This window comes from Nocardioides sp. Z50_6 (genome assembly GCF_058215755.1).
This window is the reverse complement of sequence record NZ_JBZAJB010000001.1, coordinates 36,444-56,698: the sequence shown is the minus strand read 5'-3', so window position 1 is coordinate 56,698 and position 20,255 is coordinate 36,444. Positions and strand designations below refer to the sequence as shown.

Sequence of the window (20,255 nt, the reverse complement as noted above, 5' to 3'; positions counted from 1 at the left end):
TCAGCCCAGGAGCACGCCGGCGACCCAGGCCAGCGTGGCCAGCATCGCCGCAGCGAGCTCCACGACGACGCTGAGCAGCACCGCCCTCAGCGCGTGACCCGTGGAGCGCCGGGCGGCCACCCCGCCCAGCCGGCGCTGCTCGGCAAGGCGCACGCCCAGCACGAAGCCGAGCAGCAGGCCGACGACCGGCACCACGAAGAAGCCGGCCACCGCGAAAGCCCCGCCGGCCCACAGCGTCGAGGCGGGGATGCCTGCGTCGCGCAGGCGCCGCCCGGGCACCACGTACTTGACCACCGCGCCCACGGCCAGCAGGGCGACGGCGGCGGCCAGGACCGTCCACGCGGTCGCGGTGCCGACGTACCAGGCCCATCCCGCGATCCCCAGCAGGACCAGCAGGGTGCCGGGCAGGACCGGCACCAGGATGCCCACCAGGCCGATCGCCAGGACGAGCCCCGTGACCAGGGTCGCCGCGCTCACCGGTCGACCTCAGCGCAGACGTCGACGGCCCCGGACCGGGAGGTCCGGGGCCGTGTGGAGCAGGGATGCCTCAGGCGTCTGACCCGGAGGTCGAGCCGGGGGTGCCGAGCTTGTGGGTCTCATCGACGACGGCGACAGCCACCTGGCGGAGCTTGTCACCGTGCTCGCGGGCGTGGTGCGCGCAGAAGAGCAGCTCGCCGCCGCTCTGGAGCTCCACCCGGAGGTAGGCCTGCGCTCCGCAACGGTCGCAACGATCCGCCGCCGTGAGGGCGGGTGTGGGGGCAATTGCAGTAGTCACATCGGCCTCGTTTCTCTCCATCGGTGTCTGGCCCAACGTACTTGGTCCGGCAAAGATTCCCCGGGATGTCAGGTCGACGAACCACTATCCAACCATGCGGGTCTCTACCCGTTTTCGATTATGCCCAACCCTTGGTGGGCCGTTCTTGTTCCCCGCCCGCTCCCCGCCGCGGGTGTGCCGCCACGCTAGACCCGCAGACGGCGGCGGGGGTGCAGGCGTGCCGCGGCTGATCGCTGGCGTGTCGCGGGTAGATTCTCCTCCCGTGGCAGCACCGACGGACACCTCCTACAACGCAGCGCACCTCCTCGTCCTCGAAGGACTGGAGGCGGTGCGCAAGCGGCCCGGCATGTACATCGGCTCGACCGACACCAAGGGCCTGATGCACTGCCTGTGGGAGGTGATCGACAACGGCGTGGACGAGGCCCTGGCCGGGGCGGCCCAGCGGGTCGAGGTGACGCTGCTGGCTGACGGCTCCGCGGAGGTGATCGACGACGGCCGCGGGATCCCGACCGACAAGGAGCCCAAGACCGGTCTGCCCGGCGTCGAGGTCGTGGCCACCAAGCTGCACGCCGGCGGGAAGTTCGGCGGCGGCTCCTACGTCGCCACCGGAGGCCTGCACGGGGTCGGGCTGTCGGTGGTCAACGCGCTGTCGTCGCGGATGGACATCGACGTCGACCGGACCCCGGCCCAGCAGGGGATCAGCTTCCGCCGCGGGACGCCCGGGGTCTTCGAGACCGACGCGCCCGACGCCGAGTTCACCCCGCGCTCCGGGCTGACCCGCAAGGGGCGCCGGGTGGCCAAGGGGCGCAGCGGGACCCGGGTGCGCTTCTGGCCCGACCGGCAGATCTTCACCCGCGACGCCACCTTCGTCTTCGACGAGCTGGTCACCCGCGCCCGTCAGACCTCCTACATCGTGCCCGGCCTCGAGCTGGTGATCCGCGACCTGCGGGGCGAGGAGCCGGTGGTGGAGACCTTCCGCCACGACGGCGGCATCTCGGAGTTCGCGGAGTTCCTCTCCTCCGGGGAGCCGGTCACCGACGTGCTGCGCCTCCAGGGCTCCGGCAGCTTCACCGAGACGGTGCCGCTGCTGGACGAGAAGGGTCACATGACCCCCCAGGAGATCGAGCGCGAGCTCGGCGTCGACGTGGCGCTGCGCTGGAGCATGGACTACGACACCACCCTGCGCTCCTACGTCAACGTGATCGCCACCCCGAAGGGCGGCACCCACGTGAGCGGGTTCGAGCAGGCGGTCACCAAGACGTTCAACGAGGTGATGAAGTCGACCAAGGTGCTCAAGGTCGGCGACCAGGACGTCATCAAGGACGACGTCCTGGAGGGTCTGACCGCGGTGGTGACGGTGCGCCTGGCCGAGCCCCAGTTCGAGGGCCAGACCAAGGAGATCCTCGGCACGCCCGCGGCCCGGACCATCGTGCGCAAGGTGGTCGCCGGGGAGCTGAAGAAGTTCCTGACCTCCAGCAAGCGGGGCGAGAAGGCGCAGGCCAAGCTGGTCATGGAGAAGGTGGGCAACGCCTCCAAGACCCGGATCGCGGCCCGTCAGCACAAGGAGACCCAGCGGCGCAAGAACGCGCTGGAGTCCTCGGCGCTGCCCGCCAAGCTGGTCGACTGCCGCACCACGGACAACGAGCGCTCCGAGCTCTTCATCGTGGAGGGCGACTCGGCGCTGGGCACCGCCAAGCTCGCCCGCGACTCGGAGTTCCAGGCGCTGCTCCCGATCCGCGGCAAGATCCTCAACGTGCAGAAGGCCTCGGTCGGCGACATGCTCAAGAACACCGAGTGCGCCTCGATCATCCAGGTGGTCGGGGCGGGGTCGGGGCGCACCTTCGACCTCGAGGCGGCCCGCTACGGGCGGATCATCTTCATGGCCGACGCCGACTCGGACGGCGCCCACATCCGCTGCCTGCTCGCCACCCTCTTCTTCAAGTACATGCCCGACCTGCTGGCCGCGGGTCGCGTCTACACCGCGGTCCCACCGCTGCACCGCATCGAGCTGACGAACCCCAAGAAGGGCATGGACAAGTACGTCTACACCTACTCCGACGACGAGCTCCAGCGGAAGCTGGCAGAGCTGAAGAAGAAGAACGTGCGCTGGAAGGACCCGGTGCAGCGCTACAAGGGCCTCGGAGAGATGGACGCGGACCAGCTGGAGGAGACCACCATGGATCCCCGCCGGCGGACGCTGCGGCGGCTCACGGTCGACGACGCCGGCGATGCCGCGTCGGTCTTCGAGCTCCTGATGGGCTCGGAGGTGGCCCCCCGCAAGGAGTTCATCGTCCAGGGGGCCTACGAGGTCGACCTGGAGACGCTGGACGCCTGAGGCGCCGGGTCGGCTCCCAGCCGAGGGCGGGCGCCCGAGGATGAGGATCCGCGTGGGCGCCCGGCCCGTGGGCGGCTCGGGTCAGTCGACCTGGCGCATCAGGCCGGTGTCGACGTCGTAGACGAAGCCGCCGACCAGCACGGTGCTGGGGATCAGCGGGTGCGAGCGCACCTTGCGCACGTCCTGGCGCAGGCGGGCGACCTGGTCGTCGACCACGCCGAACGACTGCCAGGTGGCGTCCTCGCCGAGGGCGGAGCCGATCCGCTCCTGCAGCTCCTCCTCGCTGGCGGTGGTCATCGCGCAGCGGGTGTGCGGCACCACCAGGACGCGCTCGACCCCGAGCAGGTGGGCGCCCAGCACCAGCGCCTCGAGGGCCTGGGGGGTGACCCGGCCGCCCGGGTTGCGGAAGATCTTGGCGTCGCCGTGCTTGAGGCCCAGCATCGCCAGCGGGTCGATGCGCGAGTCCATGCAGGTCACGATGGCGACGCCGGCATGGGCCCGCCCGTCGAATCCGCCGAGGTCGAAGTCGGCCGCGAAGGCCTGGTTGGCTGCCAGCAGGTCGTCGAAGTCGGTCACGAGGAAAAATCTAGCCCACGCACCACCGGCGTCCTGGCCGGGCCCGCCGCCCGCAGCAGCACCAGGGCCAGCACGGCCGCCAGGAGGGCGCAGGCCGCGGCGCCGGCGAAGACGGTCTGCTCCTGGGCGATCCCCGCCTCCTTCAGCAGCAGGGTGAACTCCGTACACCGGGAGGGGCCGCCGCAGACCTCCCGGACCGGCGGGACGTCGGCCTGCTCGGCGTAGTAGCGGCGCAGGCCGAGCGTGGTGAGAGCCGAGATCCCCACCAGCATCCCGACCATCCGGGCCACCACCACCAGGGCGCTGCTGAGCCCGTGCACGCCCGGGTCGGTGAAGGCCAGCACGGCCGCGTTGACCGGAGCCAGGGCCAGCCCGAAGCCCAGCCCGCCGACGACCAGCGGCACGCTGGCGTGCCAGTGCTCCAGGGCGTCGATGCCCCACGTCGACATCGCGAGGAAGGCGCCGGCGGCCAGGACCATGCCGAGCGCGGCGGTCGGGCCGGAGCCCCAGCGCCGGGTGAGGAAGCCGCCGAGCACCGCGCCCACCGGGAGGGCCACCAGGAACCTGACCAGCACCAGGGCGGCCATCAGCTGGGAGTCGCCGTAGATGGTGGTCCGGGCGAAGAGGGGGATGTCGATCAGCGCCGCGATCAGGGCGGCCCCCACGAAGAGGCTGACCAGCATCGCGCCCCAGGCCGGCGTCCGGCGCAGCGCACCGCGCGGCACGATCGGGTCGGCGGCGCGGCGCAGGTGGAGCAGCAGCCCGGCCGTTCCCAGGGCGGCGCCGGCCAGGTACCAGACCCCCTGGTCGGAGAAGACCTCCACCTTGGGGTCCGCGGTGGCGAAGGCGAGGACGACCCCGCCGAGCGCCACGGAGAGCAGCGCGGCGCCGGTCAGGTCGGCCTCGCGCAGCGCACGCCCCCAGGAGCGGACGTCGACCAGGGGACGACGCGCGGTGAGCAGGCGGGCGACCAGGGCCGCCGCGGCCACCATGGTCAGCACGCCCACCGGGGTGAGCCAGCGGCTGCCGGTGACGAAGGGGACGAAGAGCTCGCCCCAGCGCAGGTCGCGCAGGATCGGCGGGGGCCGCAGGAAGGTGAGCGCGCCGGCGAGGAGCACCAGCAGCGCCAGGGCGGCGCCCGGCAGGTCACGCCGCGGGCCGCCGGGGGAGGCCAGGAGGTCGCGAGAGCGGTCGTCGAGCAGGCGCGGGGCCCGGGCGGCCAGGGCGCGGATCCCGGCGGCGAGCAGCAACCCCACGGCCAGGTTGAGGGCGAAGATGGCGCGCCAGTCGGCCAGGGCGAGCACGACGGCGCCCAGCAGCGGCCCCAGGACCGAGCCGACCTCCTGGACCGCGGAGACGATGCCCAGCGGGACGCCGCGCCGCTCCTCGGGATACAGGTCGGCCACCAGGGCGAGCGTCGCCGGGACGAGGCCGCCGCCGCCGACCCCCTGGAGGAAGCGGCCCACCACCATCGAGGGCATGTCGTAGGCGAGGGTGGTGACCAGGGAGCCCAGCGCGAACAGCACCAGGGAGGCCACCAGCACCGGGACCCGGCCCCGGAGGTCCGCGATCCGGCCGATCAGCGGCAGCATGGCCACGTAGCCGAGCAGGAACCCCGAGACGATGGGCGCGGCACGCTGGAGCTGGTCCACCGGGATGCCGGCACTGCCCATCATGTCGGGCAGCGCGAGCACGACCACGTAGGTGTCGGCGGCGGCGAAGGCCACCGCGCCCGCGGCCAGCCACAGCAGCGCCCGCTGGGCGCGATCGACCCGGGACGTCACGGGGCGACGATCTCCTTGGTGGTGCCGTAGTCCGTCAGGTCGACGGTGTAGGTCATCTCCTCGGTGTCGGGGTAGAAGACGCCGGTGAGCTCGGCGCGGCGCAGCTCGTCGTCCTCGGTGAGGAGGAAGACGGCCTCGAAGGTGTCTCCGGCGCTGCTGGGGATCACGTTCTCCATCACCGCGCCGTCGATGGTCCCGGTGTAGCTGGTGAGCACCTCGGCGTTGTCGACGCCGCCGCGCTCCTGGTCACCCTGCTGAGGGTCCTGCACCTCCTGCAGGAGGGTGGCGAAGCCCTGGTCGGGGCTGATCAGCCGCGACGGGTCGGGAGCGCCGTACTCCGCCGGGTCGACGTCGGACCAGCCCGGCGCCAGCGGGACCTGGGCCCAGACGATGTCGTCGACCGCCACCACCGGGACGCTGAAGACGCTGCCGGCCAGCCGGATGCCCAGGTCGCCCTCGAAGGCGGGTGCGTCGGTCGCCACCCCCGTGGCGCTGGTGATGCCGGTGACCCCGTCGGGCAGGTCGTCGGTGGTGAGGTCGAGGTGGAGGCCAGGCGTCTCCACCAGCCGGTCGCTCGCCGTCGCCAGCGCCTCCTCGACGTCCCGCTCGTCGGCCGGCTCGTCGGAGCTGCACGCGGACAGCGCGGCGGCGGGAGCCAGGAACAGGGCGGCCAGGGCCGTTCGCCGGAGCCCGGGGCGGGCCCGCCGGGTGCGGCGGCCCCGGGCCGGGGCGTGCAGGGGAGCGGTGTGCGAGGCAGTCATGGGGGCAGGGTGACACAGCCGCCCCCACGGGAGCGCCGCCACGCGCTCACCCATCCTCGGCGACCCCCAGCTGCCGGGCCACCGGCGACGCCACGGCGACGACCGGGATGCTGCCGGGGACCCCCGAGCCGTCCCGCCTGCCGTCGGCCGCGGGCAGCTTGACGGGCGCGCCGCTGGCAGCGGCCGCGCGGGCCGGCGCCGGCCCCGCCCAGGCCAGCACCAGGGTGTCCTCGCCCCGGAGGAAGCGGTGGCAGCGCACCCCGCCGGTGGCGCGGCCCTTGGCCGGGTACTCGGTGAACGGGGTGAGCTTCCAGGCGCCCGGCTCGGTGCCCGGGAGCGCGGTGGAGGCCCCGGAGGCGGTGAAGACCACGGCGTCCTCGCCCTGCAGCGCACCGAACCAGACGACCTTCGCCCCGGCGTTCAGCCGGATGCCGGCGATCCCGCCCCCGGAGCGGCCCTGAGGACGGACCCCGTCGGCGGAGAAGTGCAGCAGCTGCGCGTCGGAGGTGATGAAGCACAGCTCCTCCTCGCCGGTGGCCAGCGGCACGGCCCCGACCACCTCGTCGCCGTCCTTGAGGGAGATCACCTCCCACTCGTCGCGCGCCAGGACCTCGGGGTTGACCCGCTTGACGACGCCTAGCGCGGTGCCCAGGGCGAGCCCGGGTCCCTCCCCGGTCAGCGGGGCCAGCGCCAGGGCGCGCTCCCCGGCCTCCAGCTGGAGGACCTCGGTGAGCGGCAGCCCGCCCTGCAGGTTGGGGTCGTTGGCCGACGGCGGCAGCTGGGGCATGTCGAGGACCTGGGTGCGCACCAGCCGGCCCCGCGAGGTCAGCACCCCGACCTCACCCCGGACCGTGGTCCGGACCGCGGAGACGACGACGTCGTGGTTGGCCCGCCCGCCGCCCTCGCCGGGGAGCTCGTCGGTCGAGGAGCGGGCCAGCAGGCCGCTGGAGGAGAGGAAGGCGAAGCAGGGGTCGTCGGCCACCTCCAGGGAGGCGGTGCCGGCCGTGACCGCGGTGCCGGCCGAGGCGAGCAGGACCGTGCGTCGGGGGGTGCCGAAGGTCTTGGCGACCTCGGCGAGCTCCTCGGAGACGACCGCGCGCAGGCGGGCCTCGTCGTTGAGGATCGCGTCGAGCTCCTCGATCTGCTCCTCCAGCTCGGTCCGCTCCTTGTCCAGCTCCAGCTTGGAGAACTTGGTGAGCCGGCGCAGGGGCATGTCGAGGATGTACTCGGCCTGGATGGTGGTCAGGTCGAAGACCGACATCAGGCGCTCCTTGGCCGCGGCGGCGTTGTCGCTGCCGCGGATCAGCTGGATCACCTCGTCGATGTCGAGGATGGCCAGGAGCAGGCCCTCCACCAGGTGGAGACGGTCCGCGGCCTTGCCGCGACGGAACGTCGAGCGGCGCCGCACCACGTCGAGGCGGTGGGCCAGGAAGACCTCGAGCATCTCCTTGAGCCCCAGGGTGCGCGGCTGCCCGTCGACCAGGGCGACGGCGTTGATCCCGAAGGACTCCTCCAGGGGGGTCATCTTGTAGAGCTGCTCGAGCAGCGCCTCGGGCACGAAGCCGTTCTTGACCTCGATGACCAGGCGCAGCCCGTTGGTCCGGTCGGTGAGGTCCTTGATGTCGGAGATGCCCTGGATCTTCTTGGACTGGACCAGCACCTTGATCCGCTCGACGACGCGCTCGGTGCCGACGCCGTAGGGCAGCTCGGTGACGACGATGCCCTTCTTGCGCGGGGTCACCGCCTCGATCCGAGCGGTGGCCCGCATCTTGAAGCTGCCGCGGCCGGCGGCGTAGGCGTCGCGCACGCCGTCGAGGCCGACGATCTTGCCCCCGGTGGGCAGGTCGGGCCCGGGGATGAGCCGCATCAGGTCCTCCAGCTCCGCCTTGGGGTGCTTGAGCAGGTGCTGGAGGCCCTGGACGACCTCGACGAGGTTGTGCGGGGGGATGTTGGTGGCCATCCCGACCGCGATGCCGGTGGCGCCGTTGACCAACAGGTTGGGGATGGCCGAGGGCAGGACGGTGGGCTCGAGCTCGCGGGAGTCGTAGTTGGCCTTGAAGTCGACCGTGTCCTCGTCCAGGGAGCGGGTCATCGCGACGGCCGCCGGGGCCATCCGGCACTCGGTGTAGCGCATCGCGGCGGGGGAGTCGTCGGGGGAGCCGAAGTTGCCGTGCCCGTCGACCATCGGCAGCCGCATCGACCACGGTTGGGCCATCCGCACCAGGGCGTCGTAGATGGCGGTGTCGCCGTGGGGGTGCAGCTTGCCCATCACCTCGCCGACCACCCGGGCGCTCTTGACGTGTCCGCGGTCGGGGCGCAGGGACATGTCGTCCATCGTGTAGAGGATGCGCCGCTGCACCGGCTTGAGGCCGTCGCGGGCGTCGGGCAGGGCCCGGGAGTAGATGACGGAGTAGGCGTACTCCAGGAAGGAGGTCTTGATCTCGTCGCCGACGTCGATGTCGAGGATGTGCTCCTCGAAATCGTCGGGGATCGGGGGCTTCGTGCCACGTCGTGCCATGGCCGCCATTCTCCCGGTCCTGGTCCGGGTTGCCGAGGTAGGGCGCGCCGAGCCGCAGGGACGCGTTAGATTCAGCACGTGACCGATGCGGACTCCGCCACCACCACCTCCTACGAGCCACCTCGTCACTGGGAGGCGGACGTCCTGCTCCGGGACGGCCGGACCGCGCACATCCGCCCGATCAGGGCCTCCGACGCCGACCTGCTCGTCGAGTTCTACAGCCGGGTCTCCGACCAGTCGAAGTACTACCGGTTCTTCGCCCCCATGCCGCGGCTCTCCGACCGCGACGTGGCGCGCTTCACCCAGGTCGACTACCGCGACCGGGTCGCGTTCGTGCTGCTGGTGGGCGGCCAGATGATCGCGGTCGGCCGCTACGACGCCGTGGAGCCGGGCCAGGCCGAGGTCGCCTTCCTGGTGGAGGACAAGCACCAGGGTCGCGGCATCGGCCAGCTGCTGCTCGAGCACCTCGCCCAGGCGGGGCGCGAGTGCGGCATCGAGCGGTTCGTGGCCGAGGTCCTGCCCGACAACCACCCGATGATCCGCACGTTCAAGGACGCCGGCTACCAGGTGGCCAGCCAGTACGACGACGGCGTGGTGAGCCTGGAGTTCTCCATCGACCCGACCGACACCGCCATCGGGGTGATGGAGCAGCGCGAGCACCGCGCCGAGTCCGCCTCGATCGAGAAGTTCTTCAACCCGCGCTCGGTCGCGGTCATCGGCGCCAGCCGGCGCCAGGACACCATCGGCCAGGCCCTGGTGCGCAACCTGGTGCTCGGCGACTTCACCGGGCGCGTCTACGCGGTCAACCCGACGGCGGACGCGGTCTCCGGGCTCCCCACCTACGCCTCGGTCACCGAGATCCCCGACGAGGTCGACGTCGCCATCGTGGCGGTGCCCGCCGAGGCGGTCCAGGAGGTCGTCCTGGACTGCGCGGCCAAGGGCGTCCACGGCCTGGTGGTGATCTCCTCGGGGTTCGCCGAGACCGGGGAGGAGGGCCGCAACCGGCAGCGACAGCTCGTCGGGCTCTCCCGCTCCTACGGCCTGCGCCTGATCGGCCCCAACTGCCTGGGCGTGATCAACACCGCGCCCGAGGTCTCCCTCAACGCCTCCCTGTCCTCGGTGATGCCGCCGCGCGGTCGCGCGGGCTTCTTCTGCCAGTCCGGCGCGCTCGGTTCGGCGATCCTGGAGAAGGTCAACAACCGAGGGCTCGGCCTCACCACCTTCGTGAGCGCGGGCAACCGCGCCGACGTCTCGGGCAACGACCTGCTCCAGTACTGGGAGGAGGACGACTCCACCGAGGTGGTCCTGCTGTACCTGGAGTCGATCGGCAACCCGCGGAAGTTCTCGCGCATCGCGCGGCGCGTCTCGCGGCGCAAGCCGATCATCGCGGTCCGGTCGGGCCGCACCACCCAGGGTGTGCCGATGGGCCACGCCGTGCGCAAGATCGCCGCGCCCTCCCAGTCGGTGGACGCGATGTTCCGGCAGGCCGGGGTGATCCAGGTCGACACCCTGGAGGAGATGTTCGACGTCGCCCAGCTGCTCGCCCACCAGCCCCTGCCCCGCGGCCGCCGGGTGGCGGTGGTCGGCAACTCCGACGCGCTCGGGCTGCTCGCCGCCGACGCCGCCGCCGGCGCGGGCCTGGTGGTCAACAAGCAGGTCGCCCTGGGCTCCGACGCGGGCGCCGAGGACTTCGAGGACGCCCTCGACGCGGCCATCGACGACCCGGAGGTCGACGCGGTCGCGGCGATCTACATCCCGCCGCTCAACGTCTCCGGCGAGGACGTGGCCAACGTGCTGGCCGCCATCGGCGAGCAGTCCGACAAGCCTCTGGTCACCACCTTCCTGGGCGCGGAGGGGGTGCCCGAGCTGCTGCGCGTGCCGGACGTCGCCGGGTCGACCGCCGGCCGCGGCTCGGTCCCGTCCTACCCGGCGGTCGAGGCGGCCGTCCGGGCGCTGGCCCGGGTGGTGGAGTACGCGATGTGGCTGCGGAGCCCCGACAAGCCGCCGGCGGACGCCGAGCTGGTCGACCGCCCGGCCGCCAAGAAGCTGGTCGGCGAGCTGCTGGCCGAGCACCCCGAGGGCCACGACCTCGGCGAGGAGTCGCTGCACGACCTGCTGGCCGCCTACGGCATCGAGATGTGGCGCAGCTACCCGGTCGCCGACCTCGAGGCGGCGCTGGAGGCGGGGGAGCAGCTGGGCTGGGACGTGGTGCTCAAGGCGACGGCCCTCCACCTGCGGGACCGTCCCGACCTCGCCCACGTGTGGCGCAACATCGACTCCGCCGCCGAGATGACCGATGCCTGGAACACCCTGCACGAGGTGATCACCGACCCCGGGTCCGCCGGGTTCGTGGTGCAGCGCAACGCGCCGCCCGGGGTGCCGGTGGCGGTGGCCAGCATCGAGGACCCCCTCTTCGGGCCGGTGGTCTCCTTCGGGGTCGGCGGGCCGATGACCGAGCTCCTCCAGGACCGGTCCTTCCGGATCCCGCCGCTGGCCGAGCACGACGCCCAGGACATGGTCCGGGAGATCAAGGCCTCGCCGCTGCTCTTCGGCTACCGCGGGAGCGAGATCGTCGACGTGGAGGAGGTGGAGCGGATCGTGCGCCGGGTGGCCCAGCTCCAGCACGACCTGCCGCAGGTCCGCTCGCTCTCCCTCCCGCTGGTGCTGGCCGGCCGGGACGGGTGCTCGGTGCTCGGTGGCGCCTGCCGGATCGAACCGGTGCTCGACCCCCGCTCGGACTGGTTCGTGCGGCGGCTGAGCATGATGCCGGGCGACACGCTCCCGGACTGAGCGCGCGGGCGCCGCGCGCCCTCGCACTAGGATCGCGGCCGTGCTGGTCTCCGACTCCCATCGCTTCCTCTTCGTGCACGTGCAGAAGACGGGCGGCGTCAGCGTCGAGCACCTGCTCCGGCCGCTGCTCCCGGACGTGCGCACCCTGGACGGCCTGACCCGGCACGCGCGCCTGGCCCAGGTGCTGCGGGCCGAGCCCGGCCTGGTCGACTACTGGACCGTCGGCTTCGTGCGCAACCCCTGGTCCCGGCTGGTCTCCTGGTACGGGATGGTGCAGCGCTTCCGCGAGCTGGCCGCGAAGGGGTCGCCGAAGGCACGCCGCTTCCTGGAGGGCGGGGGGTTCATGGCCGGCGTGGCCCGGGACTACCCCGACTTCGAGGCGTTCGTGATGCGGGGGCCCGACGACTGGCCGCGGCTGCGCACCCCCCAGGTCACCTACCTGCGGGCGCCCGGCCGGGAGGCGGACTTCGTCGGGCGGACCGAGTCCTTCGAGGACGACGTGCGCAGCGTCATGCTGCACCTGGGGCTGCCGACGCCGGAGCGGGTGCCCCGCGACAACGCCGCCCCGCCGCGCGACTACCGCAGCGAGTACACCCCCGTCATGCGGGACCGGGTCGCCGAGGTCTTCGCCGCGGACCTCGAGGCTTTCAGCTACGTCTTCTGAGGGGCATGACAGACTGCCCCCATGCGCAGCAGGACCCCCGGTCACCCCACGGACGCGAAGGACCACGCCCGCCGCCTGCGGGTGGCCGTCGAACGGACCGGCTACTACCCCGACGTCGTGATCGACGGGGTCTTCTCCGCCCTGGGGGGCGAGGAGGTGGTCGCCTTCTACGTGCACCACGAGCCGACCTTCGAGCGCGACGAGGTACGTCGCCACCTGACCGTGGCGGTGCTCACCCCCAGCCGGCTGATCCTGGCCCACACCGACGAGCACCCCGGCGACGACCTGCTCCCCGAGCCGCACACGTCGACCTCGACGGAGGCGGTCACCCTGTCGGCCGTGCGTTCGGTGGTGGTGACCCGGATGGTCGCCAACCCGACCTCCGGGCCGGCGCCGGCCGCCGAGGCGGTGCTCACCATCGGCTGGGGCGGCGTCTCCAGGATCGACCTGGAGCCGGCCTCCTGTGCCGACCCGCAGTGCGACGCCGACCACGGCTACACCGGGGTGCTGGCCGGCGACGACTTCTCGCTGCGCGTCTCCGCGGCCGCCGAGGGCCGGGACGCCGTGACCGGCCTGCTCGACTTCGCCGAGGCGCTCTCGGCGCGGACCCGCGGGGCATGAGCCCCGACTCCTTCGGAGCACCCGACTACGGATCGCGGACCCTGAGCGACGTGGTGCCCGCGGTGGCCCGCGCCCTCGGCTCACCGCTCACGGAGGAGGGGTCGATGACCCTGCCGCCGGCCCCGTCCTACGTGGTGTTCCTGATCGACGGACTGGGCGCGCGGCTGCTCTCCCGCTACGCCCACGCGGCGCCGTTCCTCTCCTCGCTGCTCGACGACCGGGCCACCGGGTCGGCCACGGTCCCCTCGACGACGGCGACCAGCCTGACGTCGTTCGGCACCGGCCTCCCACCGGGCGCCCACGGCCTGGTCGGCTACACCTCCCGGATCCCCGGCACCGACCGGCTGCTCAACGCGCTCGCCTGGGAGTCGGGGGTGGACCCCCGGCAGTGGCAGCCGCACCCGACGGCGTTCTCCCGGCTCACCGCCGCCGGGGTCTCGGTGACGGTGGTCAACAAGCGCGACTTCGCCACCAGCGGACTCACCGTGGCCGCCCACCGCGGCGCCGACTACGTCGGCGCCGACCGGGTGGGGGAGCGGATCGCCGCCGTCCAGGCGGCCTCGGCCGCGCAGCCCTCGCTCACCTACGTCTACGACGCCGACCTGGACTGGACCGGGCACAAGTTCGGGGTGGCCTCCACCCAGTGGCTCCAGCAGCTCGCCATGGTCGACGCGGAGGCGGAGCAGATGCGCGAGGCGCTGCCGGCCCACACCCGGATGCTGGTGATCGCCGACCACGGCATGGTCGACAGCCCGCCCGGCTCCCGGATCGACGTCGACGAGCACCTCGAGCTCCGCTCCGGCGTCGCCCTGCTGGGGGGAGAGGCACGCTTCCGCCACGTCTACTGCGCCCGCGGGGCGGTCGCCGACGTGGCCGCCACCTGGCGCGAGGTCCTGGGCGACCGGGCCGAGGTGCTGACCCGCGACGAGGTGGTGGCCGCGGGCTGGTTCGGTCCGGTCGACGCGGGCGTGCTGCCCCGGATCGGCGACGTGGTGGCGGCCTGCCGGGGCGACGCCGCGATCGTCTCCACCGCCGACTTCCCCTACGAGCACCAGCTCGTCGGGCTGCACGGGTCGCTCACCGACGACGAGATGCGGATCCCCATCCTGCTGGCGTGAGCCGCGCGGGACCCGCGGCCGCGCTCAGCCGAAGGGCAGCGGCTCGGGGGCCAGGCTGACCGCCTTGGCCCGGGCCGCGGTCAGGCGGCGCCGGTGGTGCTGGCGGCACAGCACCTCGTACGCGACGTCGCTCGGCGCCTCGTCGGCCGCCTCCACGTCGCCCACCACCACGACCTCGCCCTCGACCACCATGGCGCCGTTCTCGGTCCGGGCGTTGTGCGTGGCCCGCTTGCCGCACCAGCAGAGCGCCTCGACCTGGAGCACGTTCATCCGGTCGGCCAGCTCCACCATCCGCGCGGAGCCGGGGAAGAGCACGGTGCGGAAGTCGGTCAGGATGCCGAAGGCGAAGACGTCGATCTGGAGCTCGTCGACGACCTTGGCCAGCTGCTCGACCTGCTCGGGGGAGTAGAACTGCACCTCGTCGCAGATCAGGTAGTCGATCCGGCCGCCCCGAGTCAGGGTGTCCACGACGTACTTCCAGAAGTCGAAGTCGCTGTCGACCTCGAGGGCCTCGTGGGTGAGCCCGAGGCGGCTGGAGAGCACGGCCTGGCCGCCACGGTCGTGGGCGGTGAAGATCCTGCCGGCCCGTCCCCGGGTGGCGTGGTTGTGGTTGGTCTGGAGCGCCAGGGTGCTCTTGCCCGAGTCCATGGTCCCGGTGAAGAAGTGCAGTTCGGCCACGGTCGAGGATCCTTCCACGGACCGCCGCCGGCCGGACAGCCGGGCTCGCCGTCGGTTGGGGGGTGCGGCTAGCGTCGCCCCATGGAATTCCGACACCTCGGCAACAGCGGGCTCAAGATCTCCGAGATCACCTACGGCAACTGGCTCACCCACGGTTCCCAGGTGGAGAACGACGTCGCGACCCAGTGCGTGCGGGCCGCCCTCGACGTCGGCATCACCACCTTCGACACCGCCGACGTCTACGCCAACACCGCGGCCGAGACGGTCCTGGGCGAGGCGCTGAAGGGGGAGCGGCGGGAGTCGCTGGAGATCTTCACCAAGGTCTACTGGCCGACCGGGCCCAAGGGGCACAACGACAGCGGCCTCTCCCGCAAGCACGTCATGGAGTCGATCGACGGGTCGCTGCGACGCCTGCAGACCGACTACGTCGACCTCTACCAGGCACACCGCTTCGACGCCTTCACCCCGCTCGAGGAGACCATGCAGGCCTTCGCGGACATCGTGCGCAGCGGGAAGGCGCTCTACATCGGGGTCAGCGAGTGGACCGCCGACCAGCTGCGGGCCGGGGTCGAGCTCTCCCGCGAGCTGGGCTTCCAGCTGATCTCCAGCCAGCCCCAGTACTCCATGCTCTGGCGGGTCATCGAGGACGAGGTGGTCCCGGCCTCGCGCGAGCTCGGCGTCTCCCAGATCGTCTGGTCCCCGATCGCCCAAGGCGTCCTGACCGGCAAGTACCTGCCCGGTCAGGCCCCGCCGCCCGGCTCCCGGGCCACCGACGAGAAGGGCGGGGCCGACATGATCGGCCGCTTCATGCAGGAGCGCACCCTCGAGGCGGTGCAGGGCCTGCGCCCGGTCGCGGAGTCGGTGGACCTGACCATGTCCCAGCTGGCGGTGGCCTGGGTCCTCCAGAACGACAACGTTGCCTCGGCGTTGGTGGGTGCCTCGCGCCCCGAGCAGGTGCACGAGAACGTCGCCGCCGCCGGCGTCCGCCTCCCTGACGAGGTGATGGCCCGCATCGACGAGGTGCTCGGCGACGTCGTGGTCCGCGACCCGTCCCTGACGGCCAAGCAGACCATGACCCAGCGCCCCTCGTGACCGCGACGGGCGGGCCGCTGGTCAGCGCCGAGGAGCTGGCCGGGCTGCTAGGCGCCGTGACCGTGCTCGACGTGCGCTACCGCACCGGGGCGCCGCCGGGGGAGACGGGCCGGGAGGCCTACCTGGCCGGTCACCTGCCGGGCGCGGCGTTCGTCGACCTGGACCGCGACCTCGCCGCCCCGCCCGGTCCGGGCGGGCGGCACCCGCTGCCGGCTCCGGCCGACTTCGTCGACGCCATGCGACGCTGCGGGGTCAGCGACGAGCGCCCGGTGGTCGTCCTCGACGACTGGCAGGGGCGCGCGGCGGCCAGGGCGTGGTGGCTGCTGCGCCTGCACGGGCACCGCGACGTCCGGGTGCTCGACGGCGGTCTCGCCGCCTGGCGTGCCTCGGGCGGGGTGCTGGTCGCCGGCGAGGAGGAGATCGCCCCCGGCGACCTCACCCTCGCCGCCCGGGCGGACGGCATGCCCTGGGTCGAGGCCGACGACGTCCCTGCCGTCGGCGTCCTGGTCGACGCGCGGGCGCCGGAGCGCTACCGCGGTGAGGTCGAGCCGCTGGACCCCGTGGCCGGGCACGTGCCGGGGGCCGCCAACGTGCCGACCGAGGCCAACCTCCGCGCGGACGGGCGGTTCCGGCCGGTCGCCGAGCTCGCCGACCTCTACGCGGCGGTCGGCGCCGTGCCGGGAGCCGACGTCGCGGCCTACTGCGGGTCGGGGGTGACGGCCGCCCACGACGTCCTGGCCATGGAGGTCGCGGGGGTGCGCGCGGCGCTCTACCCGGGCAGCTGGAGCGGGTGGGTCACCGATCCGCGGCGTCCGGTGGCCCGCTGAGCCCACGGGACGCCGGCGGGCGCCTCAGTCGCCGGAGCCGCCGCCGAACATGATCTCGTCCCAGCTGGGGACGGAGGCCCGCCCGCGGCTCTTGCGCACCGGACGGCGCGGCGTCTCGGCCGGCTCGTCCGCCTCGGCGGCCGGGGTCTGCGCCGGCTGCGGCGCGGCGGGCTCACGTGCCTGGTCGTCTGCCTTCGGGGTGGTGCTCGGGGAGCCGGCGCGGTCGGCGGGCTCCTTGTCGAGGAAGGCCTCGACCGGCAGGCTGTCGGACAGGTCGGCGGTCTCGTCGTGCGCCCCGGCCGGCGCGGCGGCGCCGGTGCCCGCGAGCATCTCCAGGGCGTCGTCGCCCAGCGGCAGCTCCTCGGCCGGCACGGCGGAGAGGCGGCGGCGGGTGGTCCCGGCGCCCGCCGGGGCGGGGCTCTCGGCCGCCGGCGTGGGGCCGGCCTCGCCGACCAGCCACCGCGCGTGGTCGTTCTCCACGGTCACGTAGTTGCCGGGCACGTCGAAGGTGAAGGTGGCGGTGCCGCGGCGGCCGGGCGTGCTGAACTCGCCGGTGAGGGTCCACCGGCCGTCCTCGCGCCGGAAGGCGTCCCACTCCACCGAGCCCGGGTCGAGGTTGGCGCCGCGCAGGTGGGTCGTCACCGTCTCCTCCAGCGTCCGCCCGCCGCCGAGGGAGCCGGACCCCTCCGACGAGCGGCGCCGCACCGAGGAGCGCTGGGCCCGCTCGGCGACGTGTGCGCGCTCGGCCAGCACGGGGGCGGCGTACGGCATGATCTTCTCCACCGTCGCCTTGGCGGCCTGGGCCACGGCCTCGGGGGTCTCCCCGGCCCGGATGCGGGCCTGGATGTCACGAGGGCGGAGTGCGCTGTCCATTCGAATCTCCAACTGGCCGGGGCGGGGTTCCTCTCCGCGCAGGGCTGCGCGGAGCTTGGCGTCGGCAGCGAGGGTGAACTCCTCACCCGCGTCGTTGACCAGGAGCAACCGCTTGCGGTCCTCGCTGAGTCCCACGAGCGTGAGGTGTGCCTTCGCCTGCACTGCTCCTGCTCCTGCCCTGTCGGGCCCCGGAGGTGACCGGGGCATTCATGCGGTGGTGCGAGCCTACGCCAGCCCCCACCCGGCACGGGCGGACACGCGCGCACCACGCGACCGATCAGGGCCCGAGCACGCGGCGCAGGTAGGCGTTGGCGAAGACCCGGTCCGGGTCGAGCCGCTCGCGCAGCGCCCGGAAGCGGTCGAGGTCCGGGTGCAGGCGAGCCAGCTCCTCGACCCCCAGCGAGTGCAGCTTGCCCCAGTGGGGCCGCCCGTCGTGGGCCCGGACCAGGGCCTCCATGGCGCCGAAGTACGGCCGGTGGTCCATCGTGTGCGGGACGTGGAAGGCCAGGTAGCACACGTCGCGCCCGCGGGCCGTCGACAGCGGCACGTCGTCGGCGGGGGCGGTGCGGATCTCCACCGGGAAGCCGATGCGCCAGTCGTGGGCGTCGATGACCCGCCGGGCCTCCCGCAGCACCGCCAGCCCCGCCTCCCGTGGCACGGCGTACTCCATCTCCCGGAAGCGCACCTCCCGGGTCGAGACCAGGACCCGGTGTGCCACGTCCGAGTACGACCGGGCCGACAGGGCCCGGGTCGCCAGGCGGTTGACGGTGGGGACGACGGCAGGGGCGCGGACGCCGAGGGCGGTGAGCAGGCCGAAGACCTTGTTGGAGAGCAGGTCGTCGTCGAGGCGGCGCTGCCACCCGGGGAGCGGCCGGCGCTCTCCCACCTCGTCGGCGAGCCGGGTGTTGGCCTTGAGCAGGGCGCCGTCGCTGTGGGGGAACCAGTGCACGTCGACGTGGTGGTGGGCCTCGACCAGCTCGTCGTGGGTGGCCAGCAGCTCGTCCCAGCCGACCGGCCGCTCCTCGGCGAGCAGCAGGAAGAGGGGCTCGACGCGGAACGTCAGCGTGATCAGCACCCCGAGGGCACCCAGCGCCAGGCGCCCCAGCTCGAGGACCTCGGGGCTGTGCTCCGCGTCCACGGTCAGCACCTCCCCGGTGCCGGTGACCAGCTGGAGGCCGCAGAGCTGGGCGGCCAGCCCGGCGGTCAGCCCGCCGCTGCCGTGGGTACCGGTGGAGACGGCCCCGGCGAGGGTCTGCTCGGCGATGTCGCCCATGTTGTGCAAGGAGAGCCCCAACCGCTCCAGCTCGCGGTTCAGGTCCTTGAGCCGGGTGCCGGCGTAGGCCGTGACGGTCATCGCCTCGCGGTCGACCGAGACGATGCCGGTCATCGCCTCGGGCCGCAGCATCGTGTGCTCGGGGGTCGCGATGCCGGTGAAGCTGTGGCCGGCGCCCACCATCTTGACCGTCGTCCCGGTCTCACGCGCGTGGGTCACGGCGTCGCACACCTCGCCGGCGTCGGCGGGGGTGAGCACCCGCGGCACGACGGCGGACTCGGTGCCGGCCCAGTTCGTCCATGCCGTCATGGGGTCAGGCTAGTGGGCCGCCGCGGCCGGCGTCGCGAGGTGGGCTAGCGCGTCGCCCCGGTGCCGGTCGTGGGTCGCGCGGCGCTGCCACCGAGCGGGGCGAGGGCCGACGCCGCCAGCCCCACCACCCCCGCGGCCACCGCCACCCAGAAGGCGGCGGAGGCGCCCTGGTGGTCGACCACGTATCCCGCGGCGGCGGCGCCCGGGGCGATACCGGCGATCAGCCCCGTGTGCAGGATCGCCATGCCCTCGGTCAGGCGGCCCGCCGGCACCGACTGCTCGACCAGGGTCAGGGTGGCGATCAGCGTGGGGGCGATGGCGAGCCCGCCGACCACCATCACCAGCGCCATCAGCGGGACGGAGGAGACGAAGACCGGGGGCACCATGGCGACCGCGAGGGCGGCCGTGCCCAGCCTGACCCGGAAGGCCGGCGGCCGCCGCCACGCCACCGCCCCGGTCACCAGGCCGGCGGTCAGGCTGCCCAGGGCCCAGCACGCGAGCAGGATCCCGGCCGCGGCGGCGACACCCTGCTCGTCCGCGAAGGCCACGGTCACGACCTCGGCGGAGCCGAAGAGCGTGCCGAGCGCCAGGCTCACCAGGGCCAGCGGTCCGACCACACGCCAGGGCATCGGGGGTCTGGGCCCGGTGTCGCCCCGGCCGCGGGGCGGCGGCTGGGTGCTGCGCTGGGCGGCGTAGGCGAGGGTGCCGGCAAGACCCAGGACCAGCGCCGCGAGCAGACCGGCGGCCGGGTGCCACAGGGTCGCCAGGGCGGTCACCAGCACCGGGCCGGTCATGAAGACCACCTCGTCGAGCACCGACTCCAGCGCGAAGGCGGTCTGCACCTCGCGCGGGTCGTCGAGCAGGTGCGCCCAGCGGGTCCGGACGCTGGCGCCGACCTGGGGCAGGGTGGCGCCGGCCAGCGCCGCGAAGAGGTAGGTCGTCACGATCGGCCAGGACTCCTGGACCGAGAGCACCAGCAGGCTCAGCGCGACGCCGAAGGCCGAGATCGCCAGGGGCAGGACGGCGGACTGGCCCAGCGTGTCGAGCAGCCGCCCGTGGACCAGCGCCAGGGCGGCCTCGGCGAGCACGTAGGCCGCCGAGACGGTGCCGGCGAGACCGTAGGAGCCCGTCTCGGCCTCCACGAGCAGCACGATGCCCAGGCTGACCATCGAGATCGGCAGCCTGGCCACCACGGCGGCGGAGCTGAAGCGGAGAGCGCCGGGACGGCGGAGCACACGGCGGTAGGAATCCAACATCGTGA

General features: G+C 73.3%; 17 protein-coding genes. 7 read left to right on the top strand and 10 right to left on the bottom strand.

The features are described from left to right. Entirely contained in the window at positions 1-477 is a 477-nt protein-coding gene (locus tag AC4BGE_RS00265) for a DUF456 domain-containing protein (protein WP_490570097.1), read from the bottom strand. A gap of 70 nt (positions 478-547) precedes the next feature. Further along, positions 548-796: a DUF7455 domain-containing protein gene (locus tag AC4BGE_RS00260; protein ID WP_490574003.1), complete on the bottom strand. Its 249-nt coding sequence runs from the start codon at positions 794-796 to the stop codon at positions 548-550. Between the two features lie 241 nt (positions 797-1,037). Here AC4BGE_RS00260 and AC4BGE_RS00255 point away from each other — a divergent pair, with 241 nt between their 5' ends. Then, positions 1,038-3,110 carry a DNA gyrase/topoisomerase IV subunit B gene (locus tag AC4BGE_RS00255; RefSeq protein WP_490574002.1) on the top strand — a complete coding sequence of 691 codons (2,073 nt, stop codon included), beginning with the start codon at positions 1,038-1,040 and terminating at the stop codon, positions 3,108-3,110. 81 nt (positions 3,111-3,191) lie between these two features. Here AC4BGE_RS00255 and AC4BGE_RS00250 read toward each other — a convergent pair whose 3' ends face one another. From AC4BGE_RS00250 to AC4BGE_RS00235, 4 genes are read right to left on the bottom strand one after another with little or no spacing between them, the layout of a single operon-like run. Continuing rightward, entirely contained in the window at positions 3,192-3,686 is a 495-nt protein-coding gene (locus AC4BGE_RS00250) for a beta-class carbonic anhydrase (protein ID WP_490570100.1), read from the bottom strand. After that, positions 3,683-5,470 (bottom strand): MFS transporter, encoded by a 1,788-nt coding sequence (locus tag AC4BGE_RS00245; protein ID WP_490574001.1) that lies wholly within the window; start codon positions 5,468-5,470, stop codon positions 3,683-3,685. The genes AC4BGE_RS00250 and AC4BGE_RS00245 overlap by 4 nt, the downstream gene beginning before the upstream one ends. Continuing rightward, on the bottom strand, positions 5,467-6,231 hold the full coding sequence (locus AC4BGE_RS00240) for an LppX_LprAFG lipoprotein (RefSeq protein WP_490574000.1): 765 nt from the start codon (positions 6,229-6,231) through the stop codon (positions 5,467-5,469). The genes AC4BGE_RS00245 and AC4BGE_RS00240 overlap by 4 nt, the downstream gene beginning before the upstream one ends. 46 nt (positions 6,232-6,277) lie before the next feature. Then, positions 6,278-8,749, bottom strand: a complete 2,472-nt coding sequence (locus AC4BGE_RS00235) for a DNA gyrase/topoisomerase IV subunit A (RefSeq protein WP_490573999.1) — start codon at positions 8,747-8,749, stop codon at positions 6,278-6,280. Between the two features lie 78 nt (positions 8,750-8,827). Between AC4BGE_RS00235 and AC4BGE_RS00230 the strand changes: the two genes are divergently transcribed. The 4 genes from AC4BGE_RS00230 to AC4BGE_RS00215 are packed head-to-tail and all read left to right on the top strand — an operon-like array spanning position 8,828 to position 13,942. Beyond that, positions 8,828-11,539, top strand: a complete 2,712-nt coding sequence (locus AC4BGE_RS00230) for a bifunctional acetate--CoA ligase family protein/GNAT family N-acetyltransferase (RefSeq protein WP_490570104.1) — start codon at positions 8,828-8,830, stop codon at positions 11,537-11,539. 40 nt (positions 11,540-11,579) lie between these two features. Then, positions 11,580-12,203, top strand: a complete 624-nt coding sequence (locus tag AC4BGE_RS00225; protein WP_490573998.1) for a sulfotransferase family 2 domain-containing protein — start codon at positions 11,580-11,582, stop codon at positions 12,201-12,203. A gap of 21 nt (positions 12,204-12,224) precedes the next feature. Further along, positions 12,225-12,824, top strand: a complete 600-nt coding sequence (locus AC4BGE_RS00220; protein ID WP_490570106.1) for a DUF5998 family protein — start codon at positions 12,225-12,227, stop codon at positions 12,822-12,824. Continuing rightward, complete coding sequence (locus AC4BGE_RS00215) at positions 12,821-13,942, top strand: alkaline phosphatase family protein (protein WP_490573997.1); 1,122 nt, start codon at positions 12,821-12,823, stop codon at positions 13,940-13,942. Before AC4BGE_RS00220 ends, AC4BGE_RS00215 begins: the two co-directional genes overlap by 4 nt. Positions 13,943-13,966: 24 nt before the next feature. Here AC4BGE_RS00215 and AC4BGE_RS00210 read toward each other — a convergent pair whose 3' ends face one another. Next, a complete protein-coding gene (locus AC4BGE_RS00210; protein WP_490570108.1) occupies positions 13,967-14,620 on the bottom strand; it encodes a thymidine kinase in 654 nt (217 codons plus the stop codon). Between the two features lie 81 nt (positions 14,621-14,701). Here AC4BGE_RS00210 and AC4BGE_RS00205 point away from each other — a divergent pair, with 81 nt between their 5' ends. Further along, positions 14,702-15,712 (top strand): aldo/keto reductase family protein, encoded by a 1,011-nt coding sequence (locus AC4BGE_RS00205; RefSeq protein WP_490570109.1) that lies wholly within the window; start codon positions 14,702-14,704, stop codon positions 15,710-15,712. After that, positions 15,709-16,539 (top strand): sulfurtransferase, encoded by an 831-nt coding sequence (locus tag AC4BGE_RS00200; protein WP_490573996.1) that lies wholly within the window; start codon positions 15,709-15,711, stop codon positions 16,537-16,539. Before AC4BGE_RS00205 ends, AC4BGE_RS00200 begins: the two co-directional genes overlap by 4 nt. Positions 16,540-16,563: 24 nt before the next feature. Here the strand turns inward: AC4BGE_RS00200 and sepH are convergent, their stop codons facing one another. From sepH to AC4BGE_RS00185, 3 genes are all read right to left on the bottom strand, one after another. After that, entirely contained in the window at positions 16,564-17,574 is a 1,011-nt protein-coding gene (sepH, locus tag AC4BGE_RS00195) for a septation protein SepH (RefSeq protein WP_490573995.1), read from the bottom strand. Between the two features lie 115 nt (positions 17,575-17,689). After that, a complete protein-coding gene (locus tag AC4BGE_RS00190; RefSeq protein ID WP_490573994.1) occupies positions 17,690-18,994 on the bottom strand; it encodes a D-arabinono-1,4-lactone oxidase in 1,305 nt (434 codons plus the stop codon). 44 nt (positions 18,995-19,038) lie between these two features. Next, positions 19,039-20,250 carry an MFS transporter gene (locus AC4BGE_RS00185; RefSeq protein WP_490570113.1) on the bottom strand — a complete coding sequence of 404 codons (1,212 nt, stop codon included), beginning with the start codon at positions 20,248-20,250 and terminating at the stop codon, positions 19,039-19,041. Positions 20,251-20,255: the final 5 nt, after the last annotated feature.